This is a genomic window from Streptomyces sp. NBC_00984 (assembly GCF_045162475.1).
Taxonomy (GTDB): domain Bacteria; phylum Actinomycetota; class Actinomycetes; order Streptomycetales; family Streptomycetaceae; genus Streptomyces.
In genome coordinates, this window is record NZ_CP108734.1 from 1,024,630 (window position 1) to 1,044,495 (window position 19,866).

Genomic DNA, 19,866 nt, shown 5'->3' on the forward strand with positions numbered 1-19,866 from the left:
ACGGCTCACGGCAGCCGTCGCCCTTCTCTGGCTGCTGAGCGCCCCGGCGTCCGCGGTCGCGGACAGCTGCGCGTACGCCTCCATCGGTGAGAACGGCGGCAGTTCATCGGTCGCCACGTCGGGCGACGGTCACTGCCACGCGGGCCCGCTGCCCGAGCCGACGCCACCACCCACCCCACGACCGCCACCACCGCCTCCTCCACAGCCCCCGCCTCCTCCGCCTCCTCCGCCTCCTCCGCCACCTCCCCCTCCGCCGCCCCCGCCATCACCAGCACCGCCGCGGCCGGAGCCCGTGCCACCACCCCCTGCGCCGGCTCCCACACCCACGCCCACGCCCACCCCCTCGCCCTCCGTACGCCCCACACCCCCCGCGTCCCGGCCCGTGGCGCTGCCCACCTACCGCAAGCCACCGCGCAAGGTCGTGCGGCACGGCACCTCCGTGGTCACCTTCACCCTGCTGATCACGGCGCCCGCGGTGTTCGCCGTCGCCGTACTGCGTCCCCGCTCCCGCTGACCTCCGGAGGATCACAATGTCGGAATGGCTTGTTCTCGCCCTCGCCATGGTCGCGGCCAGCGCCGTCGTCCTGACCATCGCCGTGCTCAACAACCGCCGGATCGGGGAGGACGACGACCCGTCCGAGACCCCTGACGTCATCGAGTACATGACCATGATGATCGGCGTGGTCTACGCGATCGTGCTGGGCCTCGCCATCGCGGGCGTCTGGGAGGGCCGCGGCGCCGCCCAGGAGTACGTGCGTCAGGAGGCCCAGGCCCTGCACGAGGTGCACGTCCGCTCCGCCGTCTATCCGGCCGAGGTGCGCTCCCGCATCCGGGCCGACGTCGATGCCTATGTCCACCATGTCGTCCACGACGAGTGGCGGGCGATGAGCGAGCACGGCACCCTCACCGCCGAGGGGACCCGCCTCCTGGGCCGGGTGCGTGCCGACGTCACCGAGTACCGGCCGAGGAACGACCACGAGGGGCAGGCATATCAGCCACTGGTCGACGAGGTGGCCGCGGCCGACGACGCACGCAGCGCGCGCGGACAGAGCGCCGGTGCGACCATGCCGGGCGTGGTCTGGTTCGGCCTGATCATCGGAGCCCTGGTGACCGTCGGGCTGATGTTCACGCTGCAGATCCGCAGAACCTTCCGCGAACTGCTGCTGGCCGGCCTCTTCAGTGTCCTGATCGCCTTTCTGCTCTTCCTGATCTGGGACTTCGACTCCCCCTTCGGGCGGGAGATCTCGGCCACCGCGGCGCCGTTCCTCGATCTGTTCCCACGCGCCGCGGGCGGATAGGGCCCGGCCGGCCCCGATCCGCCGGACAGGCCCTTTCGGTCCGTCAGAAGGCGGGCGGTGCGCCGCTCGGGCGAAGCCGGTGCCCCGAGCGGCGCACTCCGATCGCGAGCAATATGCGCGACTCCTAGCGTTTGGCGCGTCGAGGTGCATTTCTGACGCTTTGTGGAAACTCGTTCCGCAAGTGCTCCTCGGGGACCCGGAGGAATCACCCATGCGCGTAATACGTGTCGCACCCGTCGCCCTGCTCGGCGCCGCCGCCATCGCCCTGACCGCTCCGGCCGCAACCGTGTATGCCGCGACGTCGGGGGGCGCGTCCTCCGCGACCGGATTCACCGTCACTCCGTCGGTGATCGCGCCGGGAAGCCAGGTCGTCCTGGCCGCCCGGGGGTGCTCTACCACCGCAACCGCCGGCTCGGGCGTCTTCGACACCGTCACCATTCCCAGAGGTCGCTCCGTCGCGGCCACGGTCGACTGGGACGCGAAACCCGGCGCCTCCTACGAAGTGACGTTCATCTGCAACACGTCGCCCGGCTCCCCGGTGAAGTCCGGTCTCACGATCGCCGCGGCCCCGAAGCCGCCCACCACGGGTTCCACGGTGGCTCCGGCCGGTGTGCAGAGCGGGCTCGGTGGCGGCATCGGCACGATGAACACCACGAAGATCGCCGCCGGAACGGCGTTGGCGGTGGTCGTGGCCGCCGGCGCCGTCCATGTGGCACGCCGTCGTGGGGAGAGCCGCTCGCACTGAGAGCAGGGGCAGTGCCGACCGGACGAGAAGTCGCCCCGGGTCCTCCCTCAGGACCCGGGGCGACGGACGTATCGCACCCGTGCCGGTGTCGTCCCGTCAGGATCCCGCACGGTTCTTCTTCCGGCGGCGTACGAGGAACACACCTCCGCCGACGATCGCCGTGACGACCGGAGCGGCACCGAGGTCCATCTCCGCGGGCACGGCCGCCACCGATCCGCCCAGGCCGCCCGGCGCACCCGGGCCGTCCGGCACGAAGAACCTGTTGGCCGCCGGGGCGGCGAGCCCGATGACGGCGACGGCGGTCGCCGCGACCACGAGAGCACGTGCAGCACGCATCGTCCGAACCTCCGGTGGGAAGCGCCCGGAGCCCTTCGCGCCCCGGGGCGGATCGACGAGAACGCCTCCCATGACGAACCCTCACCAGAGGTTCGGTCCAGCGCATTTCGGGCGGGGCCGTCGGGGCGCCACCCGTTCGCCCCGTCCTGATCGCAGCCCGGCCGTCCCGCGCCTAGCGTTCCAATCGTCGCGACGAAGGGAGCATCATGGGCCGGGACAGCTGGCGCGTCGAACGGACCAGGCACTCGCCGTGGGGCGCCGTCGCCCTGGTGGTGCTCACCGGCCTGGCCCTGATCCGCAACGGTGCGGACATCTCATCGAGCGCCCCGGCACACGGCGACACCGGCAGGACGGACCTGTGCGTCGTCGCCTGCGGTGGCGGCCTCACCGACGACGACGGCCCTGACGGCAGCACCGTCGCCCTCGGCCGCCCCCCGCTCAACGGCGCTGCGGCACCGTGATCCGGTAGCCGTCGTCGAGCAGTTCGGGCAGGTACCGCCGCAGCGCGGCCACGCTCTGCGAACGGTCGCCCCCGGCGTCGTGCGACAGCACGACGACGCCGGGAGCGGCCCCTTCCCGGACCCGGCGGACGATCGTGCCGACTCCGGGTTCGGTCCAGTCCAAGGTGTCGACGGTCCAGGCCATCGGTTCCATGCCCATGTCGGCGGCGATCTCGAAGGAGTTGCGGTTCCACGCTCCGTACGGTGCCCGGTACCAGAGCGGCGCGGCGCCGGTGATCCTCTCGATGACCTCGCTGGTGGGTTCGAGTTCGGCGCGGACACCGGCCCGGGAGAGTCTGGTGACCAGAGGGTGGTTCCAGGAGTGGTTTCCGATGGTGTGGCCGTCGTCGGCGATGGCCCGCACCAGGTCCTGGTTGTCGTTGGCCATTTCTCCGCAGAGGAAGAACATCGCGCGGACATCGTGTTCGCGCAGGGTCTCGAGGATGTGCGGGGTGTAGAACGGGTCGGGCCCGTCGTCGAAGGTGAGCACCATGGCATGCCCGATCCCGGGCAGCTCCTCGAAGGGTCTCGTGCGGACCGGCGGCGCCGTCGGCCGGAAGCGGGGCGGGGTGCCCGCGGTCATGGGCTGGAGCCGGTAGGCGGTGGGCCGCGCCCGGAGGGCCGACGGCGGTCCGGCTGCCCCGGCCGTGGGCGGTGCGGTCGCCCCGACCGGTTCTCCGGCCGGATCCGCGGCGATCACGGGCACGGCCGCGGCCGCACCGAGTCCGGCGGCCAGTCGAAGCAGCGTCCTGCGCCCCAGCAGCCTCTGATCATGTTTCATGACCAACTGCTCGCACGGCGGCGGCCCGGCCCTTGCCATCGACACCGGCCGCGGAGGGTTTTGCACCCCATGGAGGGATCTCCGGCGATCCATCCGGCAGCTTCGGACGAGGCCGTACCGCTGCCCGCTCCGGGGTCGGACCGGGCAGCGGATAACCTCACTGCCGTGACAGAACCGCAGCCTCATATGTTCGAACGTGGCACAGACGGCCCGAAAGTGATCGTCGCAGGCCTCGACGGGTCCGATTCCTCCATGCGTGCCGCGGCCTACGCTGCGGGGCTGGCCCGCCGCCAGGGCGCCATGCTCGCCCTCGTCTATGTCCAGCCCGTGCTGCCCGCAGGGGCCTCGCTCGGCGCACCGGTCGCCGATGCGACGGGCGAGATCGCGGAGGGGCTGGTGAGCGAGATCCGGGAGGCGACGCGGCGGATGAAGGACATATGGGATGTGCGCTGGGAGTTCCACACCTTCCGCGGCGACCCGTACAACGGACTCGTGACCGCGGCGGACGAACTGAAGGCGGATGCCGTGGTCGTGGGCGCCTCGGAGTCGGCCGGGCACCGGTTCATCGGCTCGGTCGCGATCCGGCTGGTGAAGGCGGGCCGTTGGCCCGTCACGGTGGTCCCGTAGGCGCCGCGGAATCCTCCGCTCCGTCGGACGGCACGCCGTCTTCCGCACCGGCTCCGCCTGGGCCATCATGAGCGCCCGTCAGGGACAGCCGGCAGCGGAGAGGTGACTCATGGCAAGGCTCCGAGTGGGCGAGGGCGTACTGCGCCGCAAGCCGATCGAGCACATCGACGAGAAGGGTCCCGCGGGGGAAGTCGCCACTCAGCTCACCAGAACGCTCGGACTGTGGCAGCTCACCTCCATCGGTGTGGGCGGCATCATCGGCGCGGGCATCTTCACCCTCGCCGGCACGGTGGCGAACGGCACCGCCGGTCCCGCGGTGCTGGTCTCGTTCCTGATCGCGGGAGTGGCGAGCGCGGCGGCCGCCTTCAGCTACGCGGAGTTCGCGGGCCTGATCCCGAAGGCCGGCTCCGCGTACACCTACGGATACGCGGTGCTCGGCGAGCTGGTGGGCTGGTTCATCGGCTGGGACCTGCTGCTGGAGTACACGGCGATCGTGGCGGTGGTCGCGATCGGCATCTCCGGCTACTTCAGCTTCCTGCTCGGGGAGATGGGGCTCGAAGTACCGAAGTGGATGCTGGGCGCGCCCGGCACCGGCGACGGCCACCGGGTGGACCTGTTCGCCGCGCTGCTCTGTCTGATCGTCGCGTACCTGCTGACCCTCGGGATCAAGAACGCGGCCCGCTTCGAGACGATCGTGGTCGTCCTGAAGGTCCTGGTCGTCCTGCTGGTCATCGGCGTCGGCGTGTTCCACATCAACACCGCCAACTACAAGCCGTTCTTCCCGTTCGGGGTGAGCGGGGCCTTCACCGGCGCGGCCACGGTGTTCTTCGCGGTGTTCGGGTACGACGCCATGTCGACGGCCGCCGAGGAGTCCAAGGACGCCCAGCGCCACATGCCGAAGGCGATCCTCTACTCCCTCGGGATCTCCATGGTGCTCTATGTGGCGGCGTGTCTGGTGCTGACGGGGATGCAGAGCTACAAGGACATCGATCCGGAGTCCGGATTCTCGACGGCCTTCAAGTCGGTGGGGCTCGACCGGCTCGCCGATGTGATCGCGGTGGGCGCGATCATCGGCATCCTCACGGTGATGTTCACCTTCATGCTCGGGGTGACCCGGGTGTGGTTCTCGATGAGCCGTGACGGGCTGCTGCCGAAGTGGTTCGCCAAGACCCACCCGACCCGCCACGTGCCGACCCGGGTGACCTGGATCGTCGGTGCCGCCTCGGCCTTGATCGCCGGGTTCCTGCCGATCGGCGAGGCCGCCGAGCTGACGAACATCGGCATTCTGCTGGCGTTCGTCGTGGTGTGCATCGCGGTGATCGTGCTGCGTTACAAGCAGCCGGATCTGCCGCGCACCTTCCGCACCCCCGGCATGCCGTTCGTCCCGGCCCTCGGCGTGGTGTTCTCGATCTGGCTGATCACCTTCCTGCAGTGGCAGACCTGGGTGCGGTTCGTGGTCTGGTTCCTGATCGGACTGGTCATCTACTTCGGCTACTCGTACCGGAAGTCGGAGATGGCGAGGACTCCGGGAACGGGTACGGAGACGGGCTGACCGGGTGGCCGGATGGTCGTGCCGCGGCTGCCCGGCACCCGTGCGCACCCCGCGCCGGCCGCCGCCCGACCGTTCACCGCACCATTCGCCGCACTGTGCGACCGCTCGTCGCACGGAGCCGCCCGCCGCCTGTTCCTCGGCGCCCCGATGCGTTCGTATACGCCAGTCGGCAGTGAAGCGGCAGGGACCTCGGCGAAAAGGGCATTCACGATGACCACCACGACGACCGATGAGCGGGCCCTCGCGGATCTGCAGCGGGAGCACGGGCCCGCCCTCCTCCATTTCCTGCTCGGTCTGACGTTCGGCGACCGGCAGCGGGCCGAGGATCTGCTCCAGGAGACGCTGGTCCGGGCCTGGCAGCATCCGGAGGCCTTCGACGCCCCGTACGAATCGATGCGGCCGTGGCTCTTCACGGTCGCGCGGCGGCTCGCGATCGATGCGCGCCGGTCCAGGCAGGCCCGGCCGACCGAGGTCGGCGACGCCGTGCTGGAGACCACCGCGGCCGGTCAGGACACCGCCGAAGCCACGGTCTCGGCCCTCGATGTACGCGATGCGGTGCGCACCCTCGGTCCGGAGCACCGCGCGGTCCTCGTCCAGATGTACTTCCGCGGACTCACCGTGGACGAGACGGCCCGGGTGCTCGGCATCCCGGCGGGCACGGTCAAGTCCCGGTCCTACTACGCGCTGCGCCAGCTCTCCCGCAACCTGCCCGGCTACTCCAGCAGGTTCTCCTCGCGCAGCAGGGCGAGCAGCGAGACGGCCTCCGCGACCTCCACGTAGTCGGCGGCGCAGCGGTCGCAGGACTGGAGATGACGGGAGACCGCGCGGGTCTCCGAGTCCGTGAGCGCATCGAGTACGTAGGCGCCGAGCACATGCCGCACGTGCGGGCCCTCCCCGGGATCGGCGGTCATCGCATCCTCGTGTCGTGAACGGATCCGGTCCTGACGGATCCTGTCCTTCTGGCCACGCGGGGCGCACTCCCCCGGTTCAATGCTCCGTGAAGTGCGGTGCCGAAGAGAGAAAGAGGCGAAACGGGATGCGCCCGGAGCGTCAGGATGGAACCAGTGGGGGCGGGCTGCTGGTCCCGATGGCCTGGATGTACGCGGAGTACATCGCCGATGAAATGCTGCGGACCGGCGATCTGATGGAGCCGTCCACACTGGAGTACCGCGCGGGGCGCGATGCCCTCGCGCTCACCGTATTCCTCTCCGACGGCGCGGTGCCCGACGCACTGCCCGCGGCCCGGCTGGACGAGCTGCGCCTGCTGACAGCGTACGGGGCGGCGTGGTGCGGCTGGGTCCGTGAGCGGCTCGACGCGCTCGACGCGGCCCCGGTGTCCGGTACGGCCGGCGCGGATCCCGATCTGGCGCTGGCCCGTGCGGCCTGGCGCTGGCTGGAGGAGACCGAACTGCTCGCGGCCGACCTCGACGCGATCGGTGCGCCGCCCCGGGAACCGGTGGGCGACGAGCCGGACGCGGAGGAGGCGGCCCAGGTGTGGACGCCGGCCTGGCAGCTGGGGCTGCCGCTCGGACATCTGGCGATCCATCTCCACTGAGCGGTGCCCGGCCCGCCGGTCAGGAACCGTGCACCCCGGCACGGTACTTCGGCAGCCGCACCGTGATCTTCATCCCGGCGCCGATGCCCGTCTCGATGACGAGCCCGTAGTCGTCCCCGTACACCTGGCGCAGCCGTTCGTCGACGTTGAGCAGTCCGATTCCGGTGGAGTGACCGCCCTCGCCGCGAAGAATGTGGCGCAGGCGTTCCGGGTCCATTCCGGTGCCGTCGTCCTCGATGACGACCTCGGCCTCGGAGCCTGCGTCGAAGGCGCTGATGGTGATGCGGGTCGGGCTCTCCCCCGTCCGGACGGAGCCGGCGTCCCGGGGAGCGGGCACGGCTCCTTCGAGGCCGTGCTTGACGGCGTTCTCGACCAGTGGCTGGAGGCAGAGGAACGGCAGGGCGACGGGCAGTACCTCGGGGGCGATCTGGAGGGTGACCGCGAGCCGCTCGCCGAAGCGGGCCCGTACGAGAGCCAGGTACTGGTCGATGGAGTGGAGTTCGTCGGCGAGGGTGGTGAAGTCGCCGTGGCTGCGGAACGAGTAGCGGGTGAAGTCGGCGAATTCCAGGAGGAGTTCGCGGGCCCGTTCCGGGTCGGTGCGGACGAACGAGGCGATGGCGGCCAGCGAGTTGAAGATGAAGTGCGGGGAGATCTGGGCCCGCAGCGCTCTGATCTCGGCCTCGATGAGCTGGGTGCGGGAGCGGTCGAGCTCGGCGAGTTCCAGCTGTACGCAGACCCAGCGGGCCACCTCTCCGGCGGCTCTCGCCAGCACCGCGGACTCTCGTGGCGCGTAGGCGATCAGGGTGCCCAGTACCCGGTTGTCGACGGTGAGCGGCACGGCGACGGCCCAGCGCAGCGGGCAGTCGAGGTCGTCGCAGTCGCTGCGGAAGGCGGTGTCCCGGCCGCTGGCGAGGAGGCCTTGCACCTGGTCCATGACGTGGTGGCCGTGGTGTTCGCCCGCGCCGTCCCAGACGAGCACCCGGTCGCGGTCGGTGAGGCAGAGCGCGTCGGTGCCGAGCAGGGAGCGCAGCCTGCGGGCGGCTCTGCGGGCGCTCTCCGCGGTGAGCCCGGCGCGCAGCGGGGGCGCGGCGAGCGAGGCTGTGTGCAGCGTCTCGAAGGTGGCGTGCTCGACGGGGGTCCCGACGTCGCTGGGGCGGACGGGGCGGGCGGTGCGGCGGCCGAGCAGGAAGCCCGCGCCGAGCAGCAGGAGGGCGAGCAGGACGACCATCGCGTATCCGGCTCCGGTCATCGGTCTCTCCCCGGGGTCGGGAGGGCCCGCCGCCGGGCCTTCACAGCGCTTCCGGCAGGTGGAAGCGGGTCATGGCGGCGTTGGTGCCGGCGGGTATCCGGCCGGGAGTGGCGAGGGACACCAGGATCATCGCGAGGAAGCCGACCGGCACCGACCAGACGGCGGGCCAGGCGAGCAGGGCGTGCGGCCAGCCCGGCGGGCGTACCGCGCCGCTGACCGTGATGGCGACGGACAGGAACGCGGAGCCGCCGCCGAGCAGCAGTCCGGCGATGGCACCGGGCGGGGTGAGCCGCCGCCACCAGATGCCGAGGACCAGCAGCGGGCAGAAGGAGGACGCGGAGACGGCGAACGCCATCCCCACGGAGTCGGCCACCGGTACCCGGCTGACCATCAGCGAACCGGCCAGCGGTACGCACATGGCGAGGACGGTCGCCAGCCGGAAGTGCCGGACCCCGCGAGAGGGGAGCACGTCCTGGGTGATGACTCCGGCGACGGCCATGGTGAGCCCGGAGGCGGTCGACAGGAACGCGGCGAAGGCGCCGCCCGCGACGAGAGCGCCGAGCAGATCCCCGCCGAGCCCGCCGATGACCCGGCCGGGCAGCAGCAGCACGGCGGCGTCCGCGTCCTCGCCGTGGATCAGCTCGGGGGCGTACAGCCTGCCCAGTGCGCCGTAGACCGGTGGCAGCAGGTAGAACACGCCGATGAGGGCGAGGACGGCGACCGTGGTGCGGCGGGCGTCGCGGCCGTTGGGGCTGGTGTAGAAGCGGACGACGACGTGCGGCAGGCCCATGGTGCCGAGGAAGGTCGCGACGATCAGCCCGTAGGTGGCGTACAGCGGATGGTCGGCGCGGAAGACAGAGAGCTGTTCGTCGAAGGTGACCCGGGGACGCCCGTCGCCCTGCCAGGCGAGCACCAGGAAGATCACGGGGACCAGGAGCGCGGTCAGTTTCAGCCAGTACTGGAAGACCTGTACGAAGGTGATGGAGCGCATGCCGCCCGCGGCGACGGCGATGACGACGACGGACGCCACGAGTACGTCGCCGAGCCAGCCGGGCGCCCCGGTGAGGATCTTGAGCGTCAGCCCCGCGCCCTGGAGCTGCGGTACGAGATAGAGCCAGCCCGCCGCGACCACGAAGACGCTGACCAGTCTGCGCGCCTGTCGTGATTCCAGCCGCCCCTCGGCGAAGTCGGGCAGCGTGTACGCCCCCGAGCGGCGCAGCGGTGCGGCGACGAAGACCAGCAGCACCAGATAGCCCGCGGTGTAGCCGACCGGGTACCAGAGCATGTCCGGGCCGTGCACGAGCACCAGACCCGCGATGCCGAGGAAGGAGGCGGCGGAGAGGTATTCGCCGCTGATGGCCGCGGCGTTGAGCCGGGGCCGTACGGTGCGCGAGGCGACGTAGAAGTCGGAGGTGGTGCGGGAGATGCGCAGTCCGAAACCGCCGACGAGGACGGTGGCGAGAACGACGGCGGCGACCGCCGCCACCGCGTACGTACGGCTCACTGTGCGGGGCGGCCTTCCACGAGCCGGGCGAAGTCGCGTTCGTTGCGCTCGGCCCGTCGCACGTACCACCAGGCGATCAGGGTGAGCGGCGGGTAGGCGGCGAATCCGAGGACCGCCCAGACGAGGGCGGCGCTGTGCAGGGCCTCGAAGACCAGCGGCAGCGTCCCGACGACCACGGCGAGAACGGTGAACGCGGTGAGTCCGGCCCGCAGTTGGCTGCGCATCAGCGAACGGACGTACGCGCCGCCGAGTGCGGTCTGCTCGTCGATCTCCGACTGGGTGCGGTAGCGCGGCAGCGGGCGCACCCGCCGGGGCTCCCCCGTCACCACTTCGCGCCGGGGCATTGGCTCTGCGGACATGGGCCCGGAGTGTACGCAGCACCGGACCGCCGTGGGAAGGCCGGAGCCTGGTAGGCGCTGGTCAGCGGCCGGTCTGGCGCATCAGCAGATCACGCAGCGCGCGGGTGTGGCGGCGGCTCACGGCGAGCTCCGCGGTGCCGATGCGGACGCTCATGCTGCCCGCGTCGAGGCGGAGTTCGTCGATCCGGCCCAGGGCGACGAGGTGGCGTCGGTGGATGCGTACGAAGCCGCGGGTGCGCCAGCGCTCCTCCAGGGTGGTGAGGGGGACGCGGACGAGGTGGCTGCCGGTGGCGGTGTGCAGCCGGGCGTAGTCGCCCTGGGCCTCGGCGTAGGCGATGTCGTCGATCGGGATGAACCGGATGACTCCGCCGAGCTCCACCGGGATCTGGTCGCCCGCGGTGTCGAGCACGGGTGCGGAGCGGTCGCCGACCTGTTCGGCGACGCGGCGCACCGCTTCGGCCAGGCGCTCGCGGCGTACCGGTTTGAGGACGTAGTCGACGGCCTTCAGGTCGAAGGCCTGGACGGCGAAGCCCTCGTGCGCGGTGACGAAGACGATGAGCGGCGGCGCGGCGAAGCCGGCCAGCAGCTGGGCCACGTCGAGACCGGTGAGGCCCGCCATGTGGATGTCCAGGAACACGACGTCGATGGCGGCCGGGTCGTCCGGGCCCGCGTCGACGGCGCCGCCGATGCGGCGCAGCGCCTCGGTGGCGCCGGTGGCCCCTTCGGCGCTGCGGATCCGGGGATCGGCGCGCAGGAGGTAGAGGAGTTCCTCCAGGGCGGGTTCTTCGTCGTCGACGGCGAGTACGCGCAGCATGGGCCGGAGTGTAGAGCGCGCACGGGGGTGCGGGGCCGGGTGATTCACCGGTTCTTCGCGTACCGGCCGGCCGGCGCACCCCGGCGGGTCATTTGAGCAGCCTGGAGAGGCGGCGGTCGGCCAGCGGCCTGCCGCCGGTCTGGCAGGTCGGGCAGTACTGGAGCGAGGAGTCGCTGAACGACACCTCGCGGATGGTGTCCCCGCAGACGGGGCATGCCTCGCCGGTACGTCCGTGGACCCGCATCCCGCTCTTCTTCTCGGCCTTGAGCTTTCCGGCCGCGAGTCCGCCGGAGCGCGCGACCGCGTCGTGCAGCGTGGTGCGCATCGCCGTGTGGAGCCGGGTGATCTGGTCGTCGGTGAGGTTCGCGGTGAGCAGATACGGCGACATCTTCGCGACGTGCAGGATCTCGTCGCTGTAGGCGTTGCCGATGCCGGCGATCAGGGACTGGTCGCGCAGGGCGCCCTTGATCCGGCGGCGCTCCCCGGCGAGCAGCGCGGCGAACGCGTCGCGGTCGAAGGAGTCGTCGAGGGGGTCGGGGCCCAGGCGGGCGATGCCCGGCACCTCGGCCGGGTCGTGCACCAGGTACACGGCGAGGCGTTTGGCGGTGCCCGCTTCGGTGAGGTCGAAGCCGTCGCCGCCGGTGAGCACGGTACGCAGCGCCAGGGGCCCCTTGCCGGGGCGCGGCGGCACGGCGGGGAATTCGTCCTTCCAGCGCAGCCAGCCGGCTCGGGCGAGATGGGTGATCAGGTGCAGCGGGCCGGCCCCGATGTCCAGGAACTTGCCGTGCCGGGCGATGCCGGTGACCGTGGCGCCGTGCAGGGCGGTCGGCGGTGGGTCGTACGTCTTGAGGACGCTGACGTTGAGCGGCAGGACGCGGTCGATCTCCTTGCCGACCAGGTGGTCGTCGAGGAAGACCCGCAGGGCTTCGACTTCCGGCAGTTCGGGCATGGTTCCAGACTGCCAAAAGGCCCGGCGGTACGCCTGTCAGAGACCGTAGACCCGCTCGGCCGTGGTGGCGAGGACGCGGGCGCGCTCGTCCGCGGTGAGGGCGTCGGTGAGGCTGCGTGCCGCGTCGACGACCTCTTCGTACGTCGCCGCGAGCCGGCACACGGGCCAGTCCGAGCCGAACATCAGCCGGTCGGGTCCGAAGGCGTCGAGGACGGTGTCGGCGTACGGGCGCAGGTCGCGCACGGTCCAGGAGCGCACATCGGCCTCGGTGACCAGGCCGGAGAGCTTGCAGACGGTGTTGGGGCGGGCGGCCAGGGCCCTGACGTCGTCGGCCCAGGGACGCAGTCCACCGGCGGCGACGGGTGGCTTGCCGGCGTGGTCGAGCACGAAGGTCAGCTCGGGCAGCAGTGCCGCGGCCTGGACGGTGGCGGGCAGTTGGCGGGCCTGGACGACGAGGTCGTAGACGAGCCCGGCGTCGGCGACGGCGCGCAGTCCGCGCCGGACATCGGGGCGCAGCAGCCAGGCGGGGTCGGCTTCGCCCTGGACCTGGTGGCGGATGCCGACGAGCCGGTCGCCGCCGGGGAGTTCACGCAGCGCGGCCAGCGTGTCGGCGACGTCGGGAGCCGTGAGGTCGCACCAGCCGACGACACCCGCGACGAGGTCGCTGTCCCGGGCGAGGGCCAGGAACTCGGGGGTCTCCTCCGCGACGGTGACGGTCTGGACGAGGACGGTGGCGTCCACCCCGACGGCGCGCGCCTCGGGCTCCAGGTCGGGCAGGGTGAAGTCGCGCCGGAGCGGGGCGAGTTCGTCGCCGGTGATCCAGTCCTGGTCGCGCACCGACAGGTCCCACACGTGGTGGTGGGCGTCGACGATCCGTTCCTGACCGGTCATGTCACAGCTCCCAGGCGACCGGGAGTCCGGCCTCGGCGCCGTCGGCCGAGTAGTCGTGCGCCACGTCGAGCAGTTCGTCCATCCTGGCCTGCCAGGCGACGTTGACGGGAAGCTGCTCCAGCTCGGCGAGGAGTGCGGCGTAGTCCTCGCAGTCGATGACGTGGAAGAGGTCGGTGCCGCTGCGCCAGATCGTCCAGGACGTGGCGCCCGCAGCGCGGATCGCGGCGGTCAGCTCCGCCGGGACTTCGCGGTGTGCGGCCTCGTACTCCTCGATGCGGTCGGCGCGGACCTTGGTGTGCAGGGCGATTCTCATGTCAGTGTCCGTTCTCGGTCAGCAGGCCCTCGGCGCGCAGCTCGTCCCAGAGCTCGTCCGGGATCTCGCGGCGGAGCAGTGCGGCGGCGTCGCGCACCTCGTCCGGGGAGCGGGTGCCCACGAGCACTCCGGCGACGGCCGGGTGGGCGAGCGGGTAGTGGAGGGCGGCGGCCCGCAGCGGCACGCCGTGGCCCTCCGTGACGGCCTTGATCCGCAGGGACCGGTCCAGGAGGGAGAGGGGCGCGGCCGTGTAGTCGTACGTGGCACCGGGGCGCGGGTCGGCGAGCAGCCCGGAGTTGAAGACCCCTCCGACGACCACGCTGCGGCCTCGGGCAGCCGCCTCGGGCAGCAGTTCGGTCAGTGCGGACTGGTCGAGGAGGGTGTAGCGCCCGGCGCAGAGCACCACGTCGACATCGGTGTCGCGCAGGAACCGGGTCAGCATCGCGGTCTGGTTCATCCCGGCGCCGATGGCTCCGACGACGCCCTGCGCGCGCAGCTTCTCCAGCTCCGGGTAGGCCTCGTGGAACGCGGTCTCCGCGTGGTCGTCCGGGTCGTGCAGATAGGCGATGTCGATGCGGTCGAGACCGAGCCGTTCCAGGCTGTCCTCGATGCTGCGGCGTACGCCGTCGGCGCTGAAGTCCCAGCGCCGGCGGTGGGTGGCGGGTACGGCGAAGCCCTCGGAGAGTCCGTCGGGGCCGGCCCCGGAGCCGGCGGGCAGCGGGTCGAGCACCCGCCCCACCTTCGTGGACAGCGTGTACGAGTCGCGGGGCCGGCCACGCAGGGCCTCGCCCAGCCGCCGTTCGGAGAGGCCGAGTCCATAGTGCGGCGCGGTGTCGAAGTAGCGGACGCCCTCGTCCCAGGCGGCGTCCACGGCGGCGGCGGCCCGCGCCGGTTCGACGGCGGTGAAGAGATTGCCGATGGCGGCCGCCCCGAAGGACAGCTCGGTGACCTCGACCGCGCTGCTTCCCAGCCTGTTGCGCCGCATGCTTCCGCCGCCCTCCCCGATGATCGCTTCTTGCACACAGCGAATATTCATCGGATCACTCGGGCGCGTCAACACCTCAGGCGTCACCAACCATGGCGCTTTCCCGGAAATCTGTCCGATCTATGACCGGTCGGGGCGTCGGCCGCTCAGTGCGTCGGCAGCACTGCGAGCAGCTCCGCCACCTCTTCGTCGGCGCAGCGCGCCAGCCGCTCCAGATCGGGCAGCGCCTTGCCGTCGGCCACCAGCCCGACCCGCACCCGGCCGCCGTACGTGGACAGCGCGACGGCGAGGGCCTGGCCGCGGGCCAGCGGCGCCATCGGGTAGACCGCCCGCAGCGGGCAGCCGCCGAGCGAGAGCGCCGAGCGCGGCAGGGGCACACTGGTGACCAGGACATCGAAGAGCATCCTGGCCGCGTTCCCGGCGATCGGCGCGCCGAAGCGGTGAGCCAGCGACGGCAGTTGATCGGCGAGCACGGCGACCGCGCCGGCGCCGCGGAAGGGGCCCGCGGTCTTGTTGCGGTCCATTGCGGTCCGGACGGCGCCCAGCCGCTTCCACGGATCGGGTTCGCCGACCGGGAGCCCGAGCAGATAGGCGGAGAGCCTGTTCCCGGTCGCCCCGGCCTGGCCGGGCCTGCGGCGCGAGACCGGAACCAGGGCGCGCGGGTCCTCGGTGGGCAGCGTTTCACCCCGCTCCCGCATCCAGCGGCGCAGCGCTCCGGCGACGATCGCGAGCAGGACGTCGTTGGTCGTGCCGCCCGCGGCGCGGCGGATCCGCCGGACGGCTTCGAGGTCCAGGTCCGCGGTGGCCAGCCGCCGGGTGCCGCTGGAGCTCGCGGTGAGTGCGGGCGCGCCGCGCGGATCGAGGCGGCTGGCCCGCACCATGGAGGCGCCGACGCCGAACGCCCGCCCGAGATCCTCGATCCGGCCGAGCGCGAGGCCCGCCACCTGGCGCGGGCCCGGCATCCATGAGCGGGGCGGGACGGCGCGCGCCCGGCGGACCGGCACACCGCTGCGGGCGCGGCCGGCGGCGGCGATCTCGTCGAAGATCCCGGCTCCGATGGCGACCGCGCGCATCCCGTCGGCCAGCGCGTGGTGGAGTTTGACGAGCACCGCGAACGGACCGCCGTCGGCGCCGCCGATGACGTACATCTGCCAGGGCGGCAACCCCCGCTCGAGGGGCCGTTCCATCAGTTCACCGGCGAGCCGGGTGGCGCCCGCCATGAATCCGCCGTCCTGGTCCCGCGACTCCGCCCCGGTCAGCCGCACCCGCCGGATGTGCCGGTGGACGTCGAAGTCCTTGTCCACGAACCAGGCCGCACCGCCGACGGGCAGCAGTACGTCCCTGACCCGCATCCGCAGCCGGGGAATGGCGGCGGCACGGGTTCCCAGCAGTTCGAGCACGGTCCCCGCGTCGGCGCCGCGCGTCGGGCCGGGGGCCGGGGAGAAGACGGCGAGCGCGCCGAGATGCATCGGGTGGGCATCGGATTCGAGATGCCAGAAGGCGAGATCGAGGGGTGCCAGCAGCTCAGTTCCCAACGGGTCCTCATGTCATCGAAGACAAAGACTGACGGAGTCGCAGTCAATCGCTCGCGGTCGGTTACGGTCAAGTACAGACATGTTACGTTCTGTTACTGTCGGGTAGGTAAGCATGTTTCTGTCACTCGTGTGCCGGGATGACGAATTCGCACCACACACACTTGCCACTGCCCCGGGATTCCACACCCCACAGGTCCGCCAGCCGGTCCACCAGCATCAGCCCTCGCCCGGACACTCCGGCCTCCCCCGCGTCCCGGCGCCTGGGCAGCGCGCTGGAGCGGTCCTCGACATCGACCCGCAGGCGCCGCTCGGGTCCGGTGAGCACCCGGATCGTAACGATGGCCCCGCCGTCGGTGTGCATGAGCGCGTTGGTGATCAGCTCGTCGGCGGCCAGCTCGACCTCGTCGGCCCGCACCTTGGCACCCCAGGCCCGCACCGCCGCCCGGATCATGTGGCGCGCGGAGCTGAGCGCCTCCGGGTCGCTCTGTGCGACGTGCTGCTGGAGACGGCCGCCCGGCTGGGGTGCGTGAGCCGCCTTGCGGCGCAGCAGCAGGACCGCGACATCGTCCTCGCCGCCGCGCTCGTCGACCTCCTCGCAGAGCCGGTCGGCCAGCCGCTGGAGGTCCTGCGGGCCGCTGCGCACCATGGCCGTCAGCAGCTGTATGCCCTCGTCGAGATCGGCGCCCGGCAGCTCCACGAGACCGTCGGTGAACAGCACCAGGGTCTGGCCGGGGTCCAGCTCCACGGTGCTGACCGGGTATTCGAGCCGCCCGAACTCGGCCGAGAGCCCCAGCGGCAGCCCGCCCTCCGCGGGCAGCCTGCGGCAGTTGCCGTCACTCTCCCGCACCAGCGGATCGACGTGGCCGGCCCGGACCAGCTGCACCACGCCGGTCGTCAGATCGACCTCGGCGTAGGTGCAGGTCGCGAAGCGGTCCGTGTCCAGTTCGTGCAGGAAGACGGAGGCCCGCGCCATCACCGTGGCGGGGCTGTGCCCCTCGGCCGCGTAGGCCCGCAGGACGATGCGCAGCTGCCCCATGACGGCCGCGGCGTGGGTGTCGTGGCCCTGTACGTCCCCGATGACGGCCCCGACCCGGCCGCCGGGCAGCGGAATGACGTCGTACCAGTCGCCCCCGATGTCCCGGCCCAGCCGGGCCGAGCGGTACCTGACGGCGATCTGCGCCCCCGGCACGTCCGGGATCCTGCGCGGCAGCATGGCCTGCTGGAGGCCCTCGGCGAGGTCGTGCTCCTGCTCGTAGAGCATGGCCCGCTGCAGGCTCTGCGCGATGGAGCTGCCGAGCGCGACCAGCAGATTGCGCTCGTCGCCGGTGAAGCCGTCCTTGTCGCTGTAGAGCAGGCCGAGCGCGCCGATGGGCCGGGCCTGGGCGATCAGCGGCAGATAGGCGGCCGAGGTGATGCCGAGGTGGCTGATGTGGGGCCACAGGATCGGGTACGAGGTGGCGAAGTCCGTGGCGGACTCGATGAAGCGGGGCGTGAGCGTGCGTACGACCTCACTCATCGGGTACTGCTCGTCCGTCCGGGTGTACCGGGTGCCGGGCACGAACGAGTCCTCCGGGCCGTCGGCCACCAGATGGATGCGTCCCGCCTCTATCAGCCCCATGACCAGGCTGGTCGCCCCGAGATGTGCCAGGCCCTGGGAGTTCTTCAGCACCTCGATGACGTCCCCGACGGTGCGGGCGTGGGCCAGTGCGGCCGTGGTGCCGTCCACCAGACTGGTGCGGCGGCGGCGCTCGTGGTCCAGCTCGCGGCGGGCGGTGGAGTCGGCCAGTTCCTGGGTCGCGTCGCGGACGATGCCGATGATGCGGTGCGGGCGGCCGGTCCCGTCCCGCCGGATGAAGCCCTGGGTGTGGGTCCAGCGGAGGCCGCCGTCGCGCCGCCTGATCCTGAAGTACGCCCCGTAATTGCTCTGCCCGCTCTTGAGCGCCTCCGCGACCATGGCGTCGAGCCGTACGCCCTCGTCCGGCGGCACCCGCCGCCCGAGCGACTCCGGCCGGTTGTCGTACTCGTCCGCCCGCAGGTCGAACACGTCGAGCGCGGGCCGGTCCATGTGCATGAGGCCGCTGTCGAGGTCCCAGTCGAAGCTGCCCATACGGTTCAGGGCGAGGCTGAGATCCGGGTGGGCGGGCCAGTCGTCCGGGAGTGACAGGGCACCCGCTACCCGATCATCCATGTGGGTCACTCTGCCATCATTTGTCCGATTCTTCGAGCGAGCCTCGCGCGGTTGGGCGAATCCTCCCCCTCGCCACCCGAGTGCACTTCACACCCTTGCGGGCGCCGGACGACGGGGCCGGACGTCTCGTAGGGCGAACCGCCCCGAGGCCACGATCCGGCAACGGATACCGTGTCCCATGGAGCACGGTAAGCCCAGCCTTACCTTTACCCTGAGCTGCACTGCCCGCATCAGCCCGTTCTAAGGACCAGCACCTGATGACCCGCCCCGTCCGCGTCGCCATAGTCGGAGCCGGCCCCGCCGGCATCTACGCAGCGGACGCGCTGCTGAAATCCGAGGCCGCCCAGGAACCGGGTGTTTCGATCGACCTGTTCGAGCGGATGCCTGCCCCCTTCGGCCTCATCCGTTACGGAGTGGCCCCGGACCACCCGCGGATCAAGGGCATCGTCCAGGCACTCCACCAGGTTCTCGACAAGCCGCAGCTGCGGCTGTTCGGCAACGTCGACTACCCCAACGACATCGACCTGGACGATCTGCGGTCCTTCTACGACGCCGTGATCTTCTCCACCGGCGCCGACGCGGACCGCGCGCTCGACATCCCCGGCAGCGAGCTCGACGGCTCCCACGGTGCCGCGGACTTCGTCTCCTGGTACGACGGCCACCCCGACGTGGCCCGCACCTGGCCGCTGGAGGCGGAGAAGGTCGCCGTGCTCGGCGTGGGCAATGTGGCCCTGGACGTGGCGCGCATCCTCGCCAAGACGGCGGACGAGCTGCTGCCGACCGAGATCCCCGCCAACGTCTACGAGGGCCTCAAGGCCAACAAGGCCCTGGAGGTGCACGTCTTCGGGCGCCGCGGTCCCGCGCAGGCCAAGTTCAGCCCGATGGAGCTGCGGGAGCTGGACCACTCGCCGAACATCGAGGTCATCGTCAACCCCGAGGACATCGAGTACGACGCGGGTTCGATCGAGACCCGGCGCGGCAACAAGCAGGCCAACATGGTCGCCTCCACGCTGGAGAACTGGGCCATCCGCGATGTCGGTGACCGGCCGCACAAGCTGTTCCTGCACTTCTTCGAGTCCCCGGTGGAGATCCTCGGCGAGGACGGCCGGGTCGTCGGCCTGCGCACCGAGCGGACCGAGCTGGACGGCACCGGCAACGTCAAGGGCACTGGGAACTTCACCGACTGGGACGTGCAAAGCGTCTACCGCGCGGTCGGCTACTACTCGCAGGAGCTCCCGAAGCTCCCGTTCGACGTGGTCTCCGGCACGGTCCCGCACACTGCGGGACGCGTCGTCGACGGCGGCGAGCACATGCCCTCGGTGTACGTCACGGGCTGGATCAAGCGCGGTCCGGTCGGCCTGATCGGCCACACCAAGGGCGACGCCAACGAGACCGTGGCCTGCCTGCTGGAGGACCGGGCCGAGGGCCGGCTGCCCGCCCCGGTCCGGCCCGAGCCGGAGGCCGTCACCGCCTTCCTGGAGGAGCGCGGCGTCCGCTACACCACCCGCGAGGGCTGGTACCGCCTGGACGCGCACGAGAAGGCCCTGGGCGCGGAACAGGGTCGCGAGCGGATCAAGGTGGTGGAGCGCGAGGGCATGCTGGACGCCTCCGAGCCCCGTTCCTGACCGTACGGCGTACCGACCGGCCGGCCGCCCTCGCGGCCGGCCGGAAGGGCGGCTCCGTCC

General features: G+C 71.6%; 21 protein-coding genes and 1 pseudogene. 9 read left to right on the forward strand and 13 right to left on the reverse strand.

The window, feature by feature from the left end; genetic code table 11:
- Positions 1-382: 382 nt before the first annotated feature.
- The 3 genes from OG520_RS04310 (at position 383) to OG520_RS04320 (ending at position 2,043) form a co-directional block, all read left to right on the forward strand.
- Positions 383-514: a hypothetical protein gene (locus OG520_RS04310; protein WP_399335004.1), complete on the forward strand. Its 132-nt coding sequence runs from the start codon at positions 383-385 to the stop codon at positions 512-514.
- A 16-nt stretch (positions 515-530) separates the two neighbouring features.
- Entirely contained in the window at positions 531-1,298 is a 768-nt protein-coding gene (locus tag OG520_RS04315; protein WP_399335006.1) for a hypothetical protein, read from the forward strand.
- Positions 1,299-1,509: 211 nt separating this feature from the next.
- Positions 1,510-2,043: a hypothetical protein gene (locus OG520_RS04320; RefSeq protein ID WP_406012231.1), complete on the forward strand. Its 534-nt coding sequence runs from the start codon at positions 1,510-1,512 to the stop codon at positions 2,041-2,043.
- A 96-nt stretch (positions 2,044-2,139) separates the two neighbouring features.
- Here the strand turns inward: OG520_RS04320 and OG520_RS04325 are convergent, their stop codons facing one another.
- Entirely contained in the window at positions 2,140-2,379 is a 240-nt protein-coding gene (locus tag OG520_RS04325) for a hypothetical protein (RefSeq protein ID WP_399335010.1), read from the reverse strand.
- Positions 2,380-2,585: 206 nt separating this feature from the next.
- Here OG520_RS04325 and OG520_RS04330 point away from each other — a divergent pair.
- Positions 2,586-2,708 (forward strand): annotated as a pseudogene (locus OG520_RS04330) (class F sortase); the annotation flags it as partial.
- A 109-nt stretch (positions 2,709-2,817) separates the two neighbouring features.
- Here the strand turns inward: OG520_RS04330 and OG520_RS04335 are convergent.
- Positions 2,818-3,660 (reverse strand): polysaccharide deacetylase family protein, encoded by an 843-nt coding sequence (locus OG520_RS04335; RefSeq protein ID WP_399335012.1) that lies wholly within the window; start codon positions 3,658-3,660, stop codon positions 2,818-2,820.
- A 165-nt stretch (positions 3,661-3,825) separates the two neighbouring features.
- Between OG520_RS04335 and OG520_RS04340 the strand changes: the two genes are divergently transcribed.
- The 3 genes from OG520_RS04340 to OG520_RS04350 all read left to right on the forward strand — a co-directional run bounded on the left by OG520_RS04340 (position 3,826) and on the right by OG520_RS04350 (position 6,619).
- Positions 3,826-4,287, forward strand: a complete 462-nt coding sequence (locus tag OG520_RS04340; RefSeq protein WP_389980407.1) for a universal stress protein — start codon at positions 3,826-3,828, stop codon at positions 4,285-4,287.
- 109 nt (positions 4,288-4,396) lie between these two features.
- Positions 4,397-5,839, forward strand: coding sequence for an amino acid permease (locus tag OG520_RS04345; protein WP_406012232.1), 1,443 nt, complete (start codon positions 4,397-4,399; stop codon positions 5,837-5,839).
- Between the two features lie 210 nt (positions 5,840-6,049).
- Positions 6,050-6,619 (forward strand): sigma-70 family RNA polymerase sigma factor, encoded by a 570-nt coding sequence (locus OG520_RS04350; RefSeq protein WP_399335016.1) that lies wholly within the window; start codon positions 6,050-6,052, stop codon positions 6,617-6,619.
- Here the strand turns inward: OG520_RS04350 and OG520_RS04355 are convergent.
- The gene (locus tag OG520_RS04355) at positions 6,553-6,750 is read right to left on the reverse strand and encodes a zf-HC2 domain-containing protein (protein ID WP_406012233.1); all 198 of its coding nucleotides are present in this window, start codon (positions 6,748-6,750) and stop codon (positions 6,553-6,555) included. The genes OG520_RS04350 and OG520_RS04355 overlap by 67 nt on opposite strands.
- A gap of 125 nt (positions 6,751-6,875) precedes the next feature.
- On the opposite strand from OG520_RS04355, the gene OG520_RS04360 reads away from it, so the two are divergent.
- On the forward strand, positions 6,876-7,394 hold the full coding sequence (locus tag OG520_RS04360) for a hypothetical protein (protein ID WP_406012234.1): 519 nt from the start codon (positions 6,876-6,878) through the stop codon (positions 7,392-7,394).
- Between the two features lie 19 nt (positions 7,395-7,413).
- Here the strand turns inward: OG520_RS04360 and OG520_RS04365 are convergent, their stop codons facing one another.
- The 10 genes from OG520_RS04365 to OG520_RS04410 all read right to left on the reverse strand — a co-directional run bounded on the left by OG520_RS04365 (position 7,414) and on the right by OG520_RS04410 (position 18,181).
- Positions 7,414-8,643, reverse strand: a complete 1,230-nt coding sequence (locus OG520_RS04365) for a sensor histidine kinase (protein ID WP_406012235.1) — start codon at positions 8,641-8,643, stop codon at positions 7,414-7,416.
- A gap of 40 nt (positions 8,644-8,683) precedes the next feature.
- Positions 8,684-10,147: a cation acetate symporter gene (locus OG520_RS04370; RefSeq protein WP_399335024.1), complete on the reverse strand. Its 1,464-nt coding sequence runs from the start codon at positions 10,145-10,147 to the stop codon at positions 8,684-8,686.
- On the reverse strand, positions 10,144-10,506 hold the full coding sequence (locus OG520_RS04375) for a hypothetical protein (RefSeq protein ID WP_399335026.1): 363 nt from the start codon (positions 10,504-10,506) through the stop codon (positions 10,144-10,146). The genes OG520_RS04370 and OG520_RS04375 overlap by 4 nt, the downstream gene beginning before the upstream one ends.
- A 61-nt stretch (positions 10,507-10,567) precedes the next feature.
- Positions 10,568-11,320 (reverse strand): LytTR family DNA-binding domain-containing protein, encoded by a 753-nt coding sequence (locus tag OG520_RS04380; protein WP_266430171.1) that lies wholly within the window; start codon positions 11,318-11,320, stop codon positions 10,568-10,570.
- Positions 11,321-11,408: 88 nt separating this feature from the next.
- Complete coding sequence (locus tag OG520_RS04385) at positions 11,409-12,269, reverse strand: Fpg/Nei family DNA glycosylase (protein WP_399335028.1); 861 nt, start codon at positions 12,267-12,269, stop codon at positions 11,409-11,411.
- 36 nt (positions 12,270-12,305) lie between these two features.
- Positions 12,306-13,160 carry an amidohydrolase family protein gene (locus tag OG520_RS04390; protein ID WP_406012236.1) on the reverse strand — a complete coding sequence of 285 codons (855 nt, stop codon included), beginning with the start codon at positions 13,158-13,160 and terminating at the stop codon, positions 12,306-12,308.
- Between the two features lies 1 nt (position 13,161).
- Positions 13,162-13,473, reverse strand: coding sequence for an L-rhamnose mutarotase (locus OG520_RS04395; RefSeq protein WP_093546627.1), 312 nt, complete (start codon positions 13,471-13,473; stop codon positions 13,162-13,164).
- A gap of 1 nt (position 13,474) precedes the next feature.
- Complete coding sequence (locus OG520_RS04400) at positions 13,475-14,458, reverse strand: aldo/keto reductase (RefSeq protein ID WP_406012237.1); 984 nt, start codon at positions 14,456-14,458, stop codon at positions 13,475-13,477.
- 146 nt (positions 14,459-14,604) lie between these two features.
- Positions 14,605-15,993, reverse strand: coding sequence for a wax ester/triacylglycerol synthase family O-acyltransferase (locus OG520_RS04405; RefSeq protein ID WP_399335032.1), 1,389 nt, complete (start codon positions 15,991-15,993; stop codon positions 14,605-14,607).
- Between the two features lie 121 nt (positions 15,994-16,114).
- Positions 16,115-18,181: a SpoIIE family protein phosphatase gene (locus OG520_RS04410; protein ID WP_399335034.1), complete on the reverse strand. Its 2,067-nt coding sequence runs from the start codon at positions 18,179-18,181 to the stop codon at positions 16,115-16,117.
- A gap of 257 nt (positions 18,182-18,438) precedes the next feature.
- Between OG520_RS04410 and OG520_RS04415 the strand changes: the two genes are divergently transcribed.
- A complete protein-coding gene (locus OG520_RS04415) occupies positions 18,439-19,806 on the forward strand; it encodes an FAD-dependent oxidoreductase (protein ID WP_399335036.1) in 1,368 nt (455 codons plus the stop codon).
- Positions 19,807-19,866 lie beyond the last annotated feature (60 nt).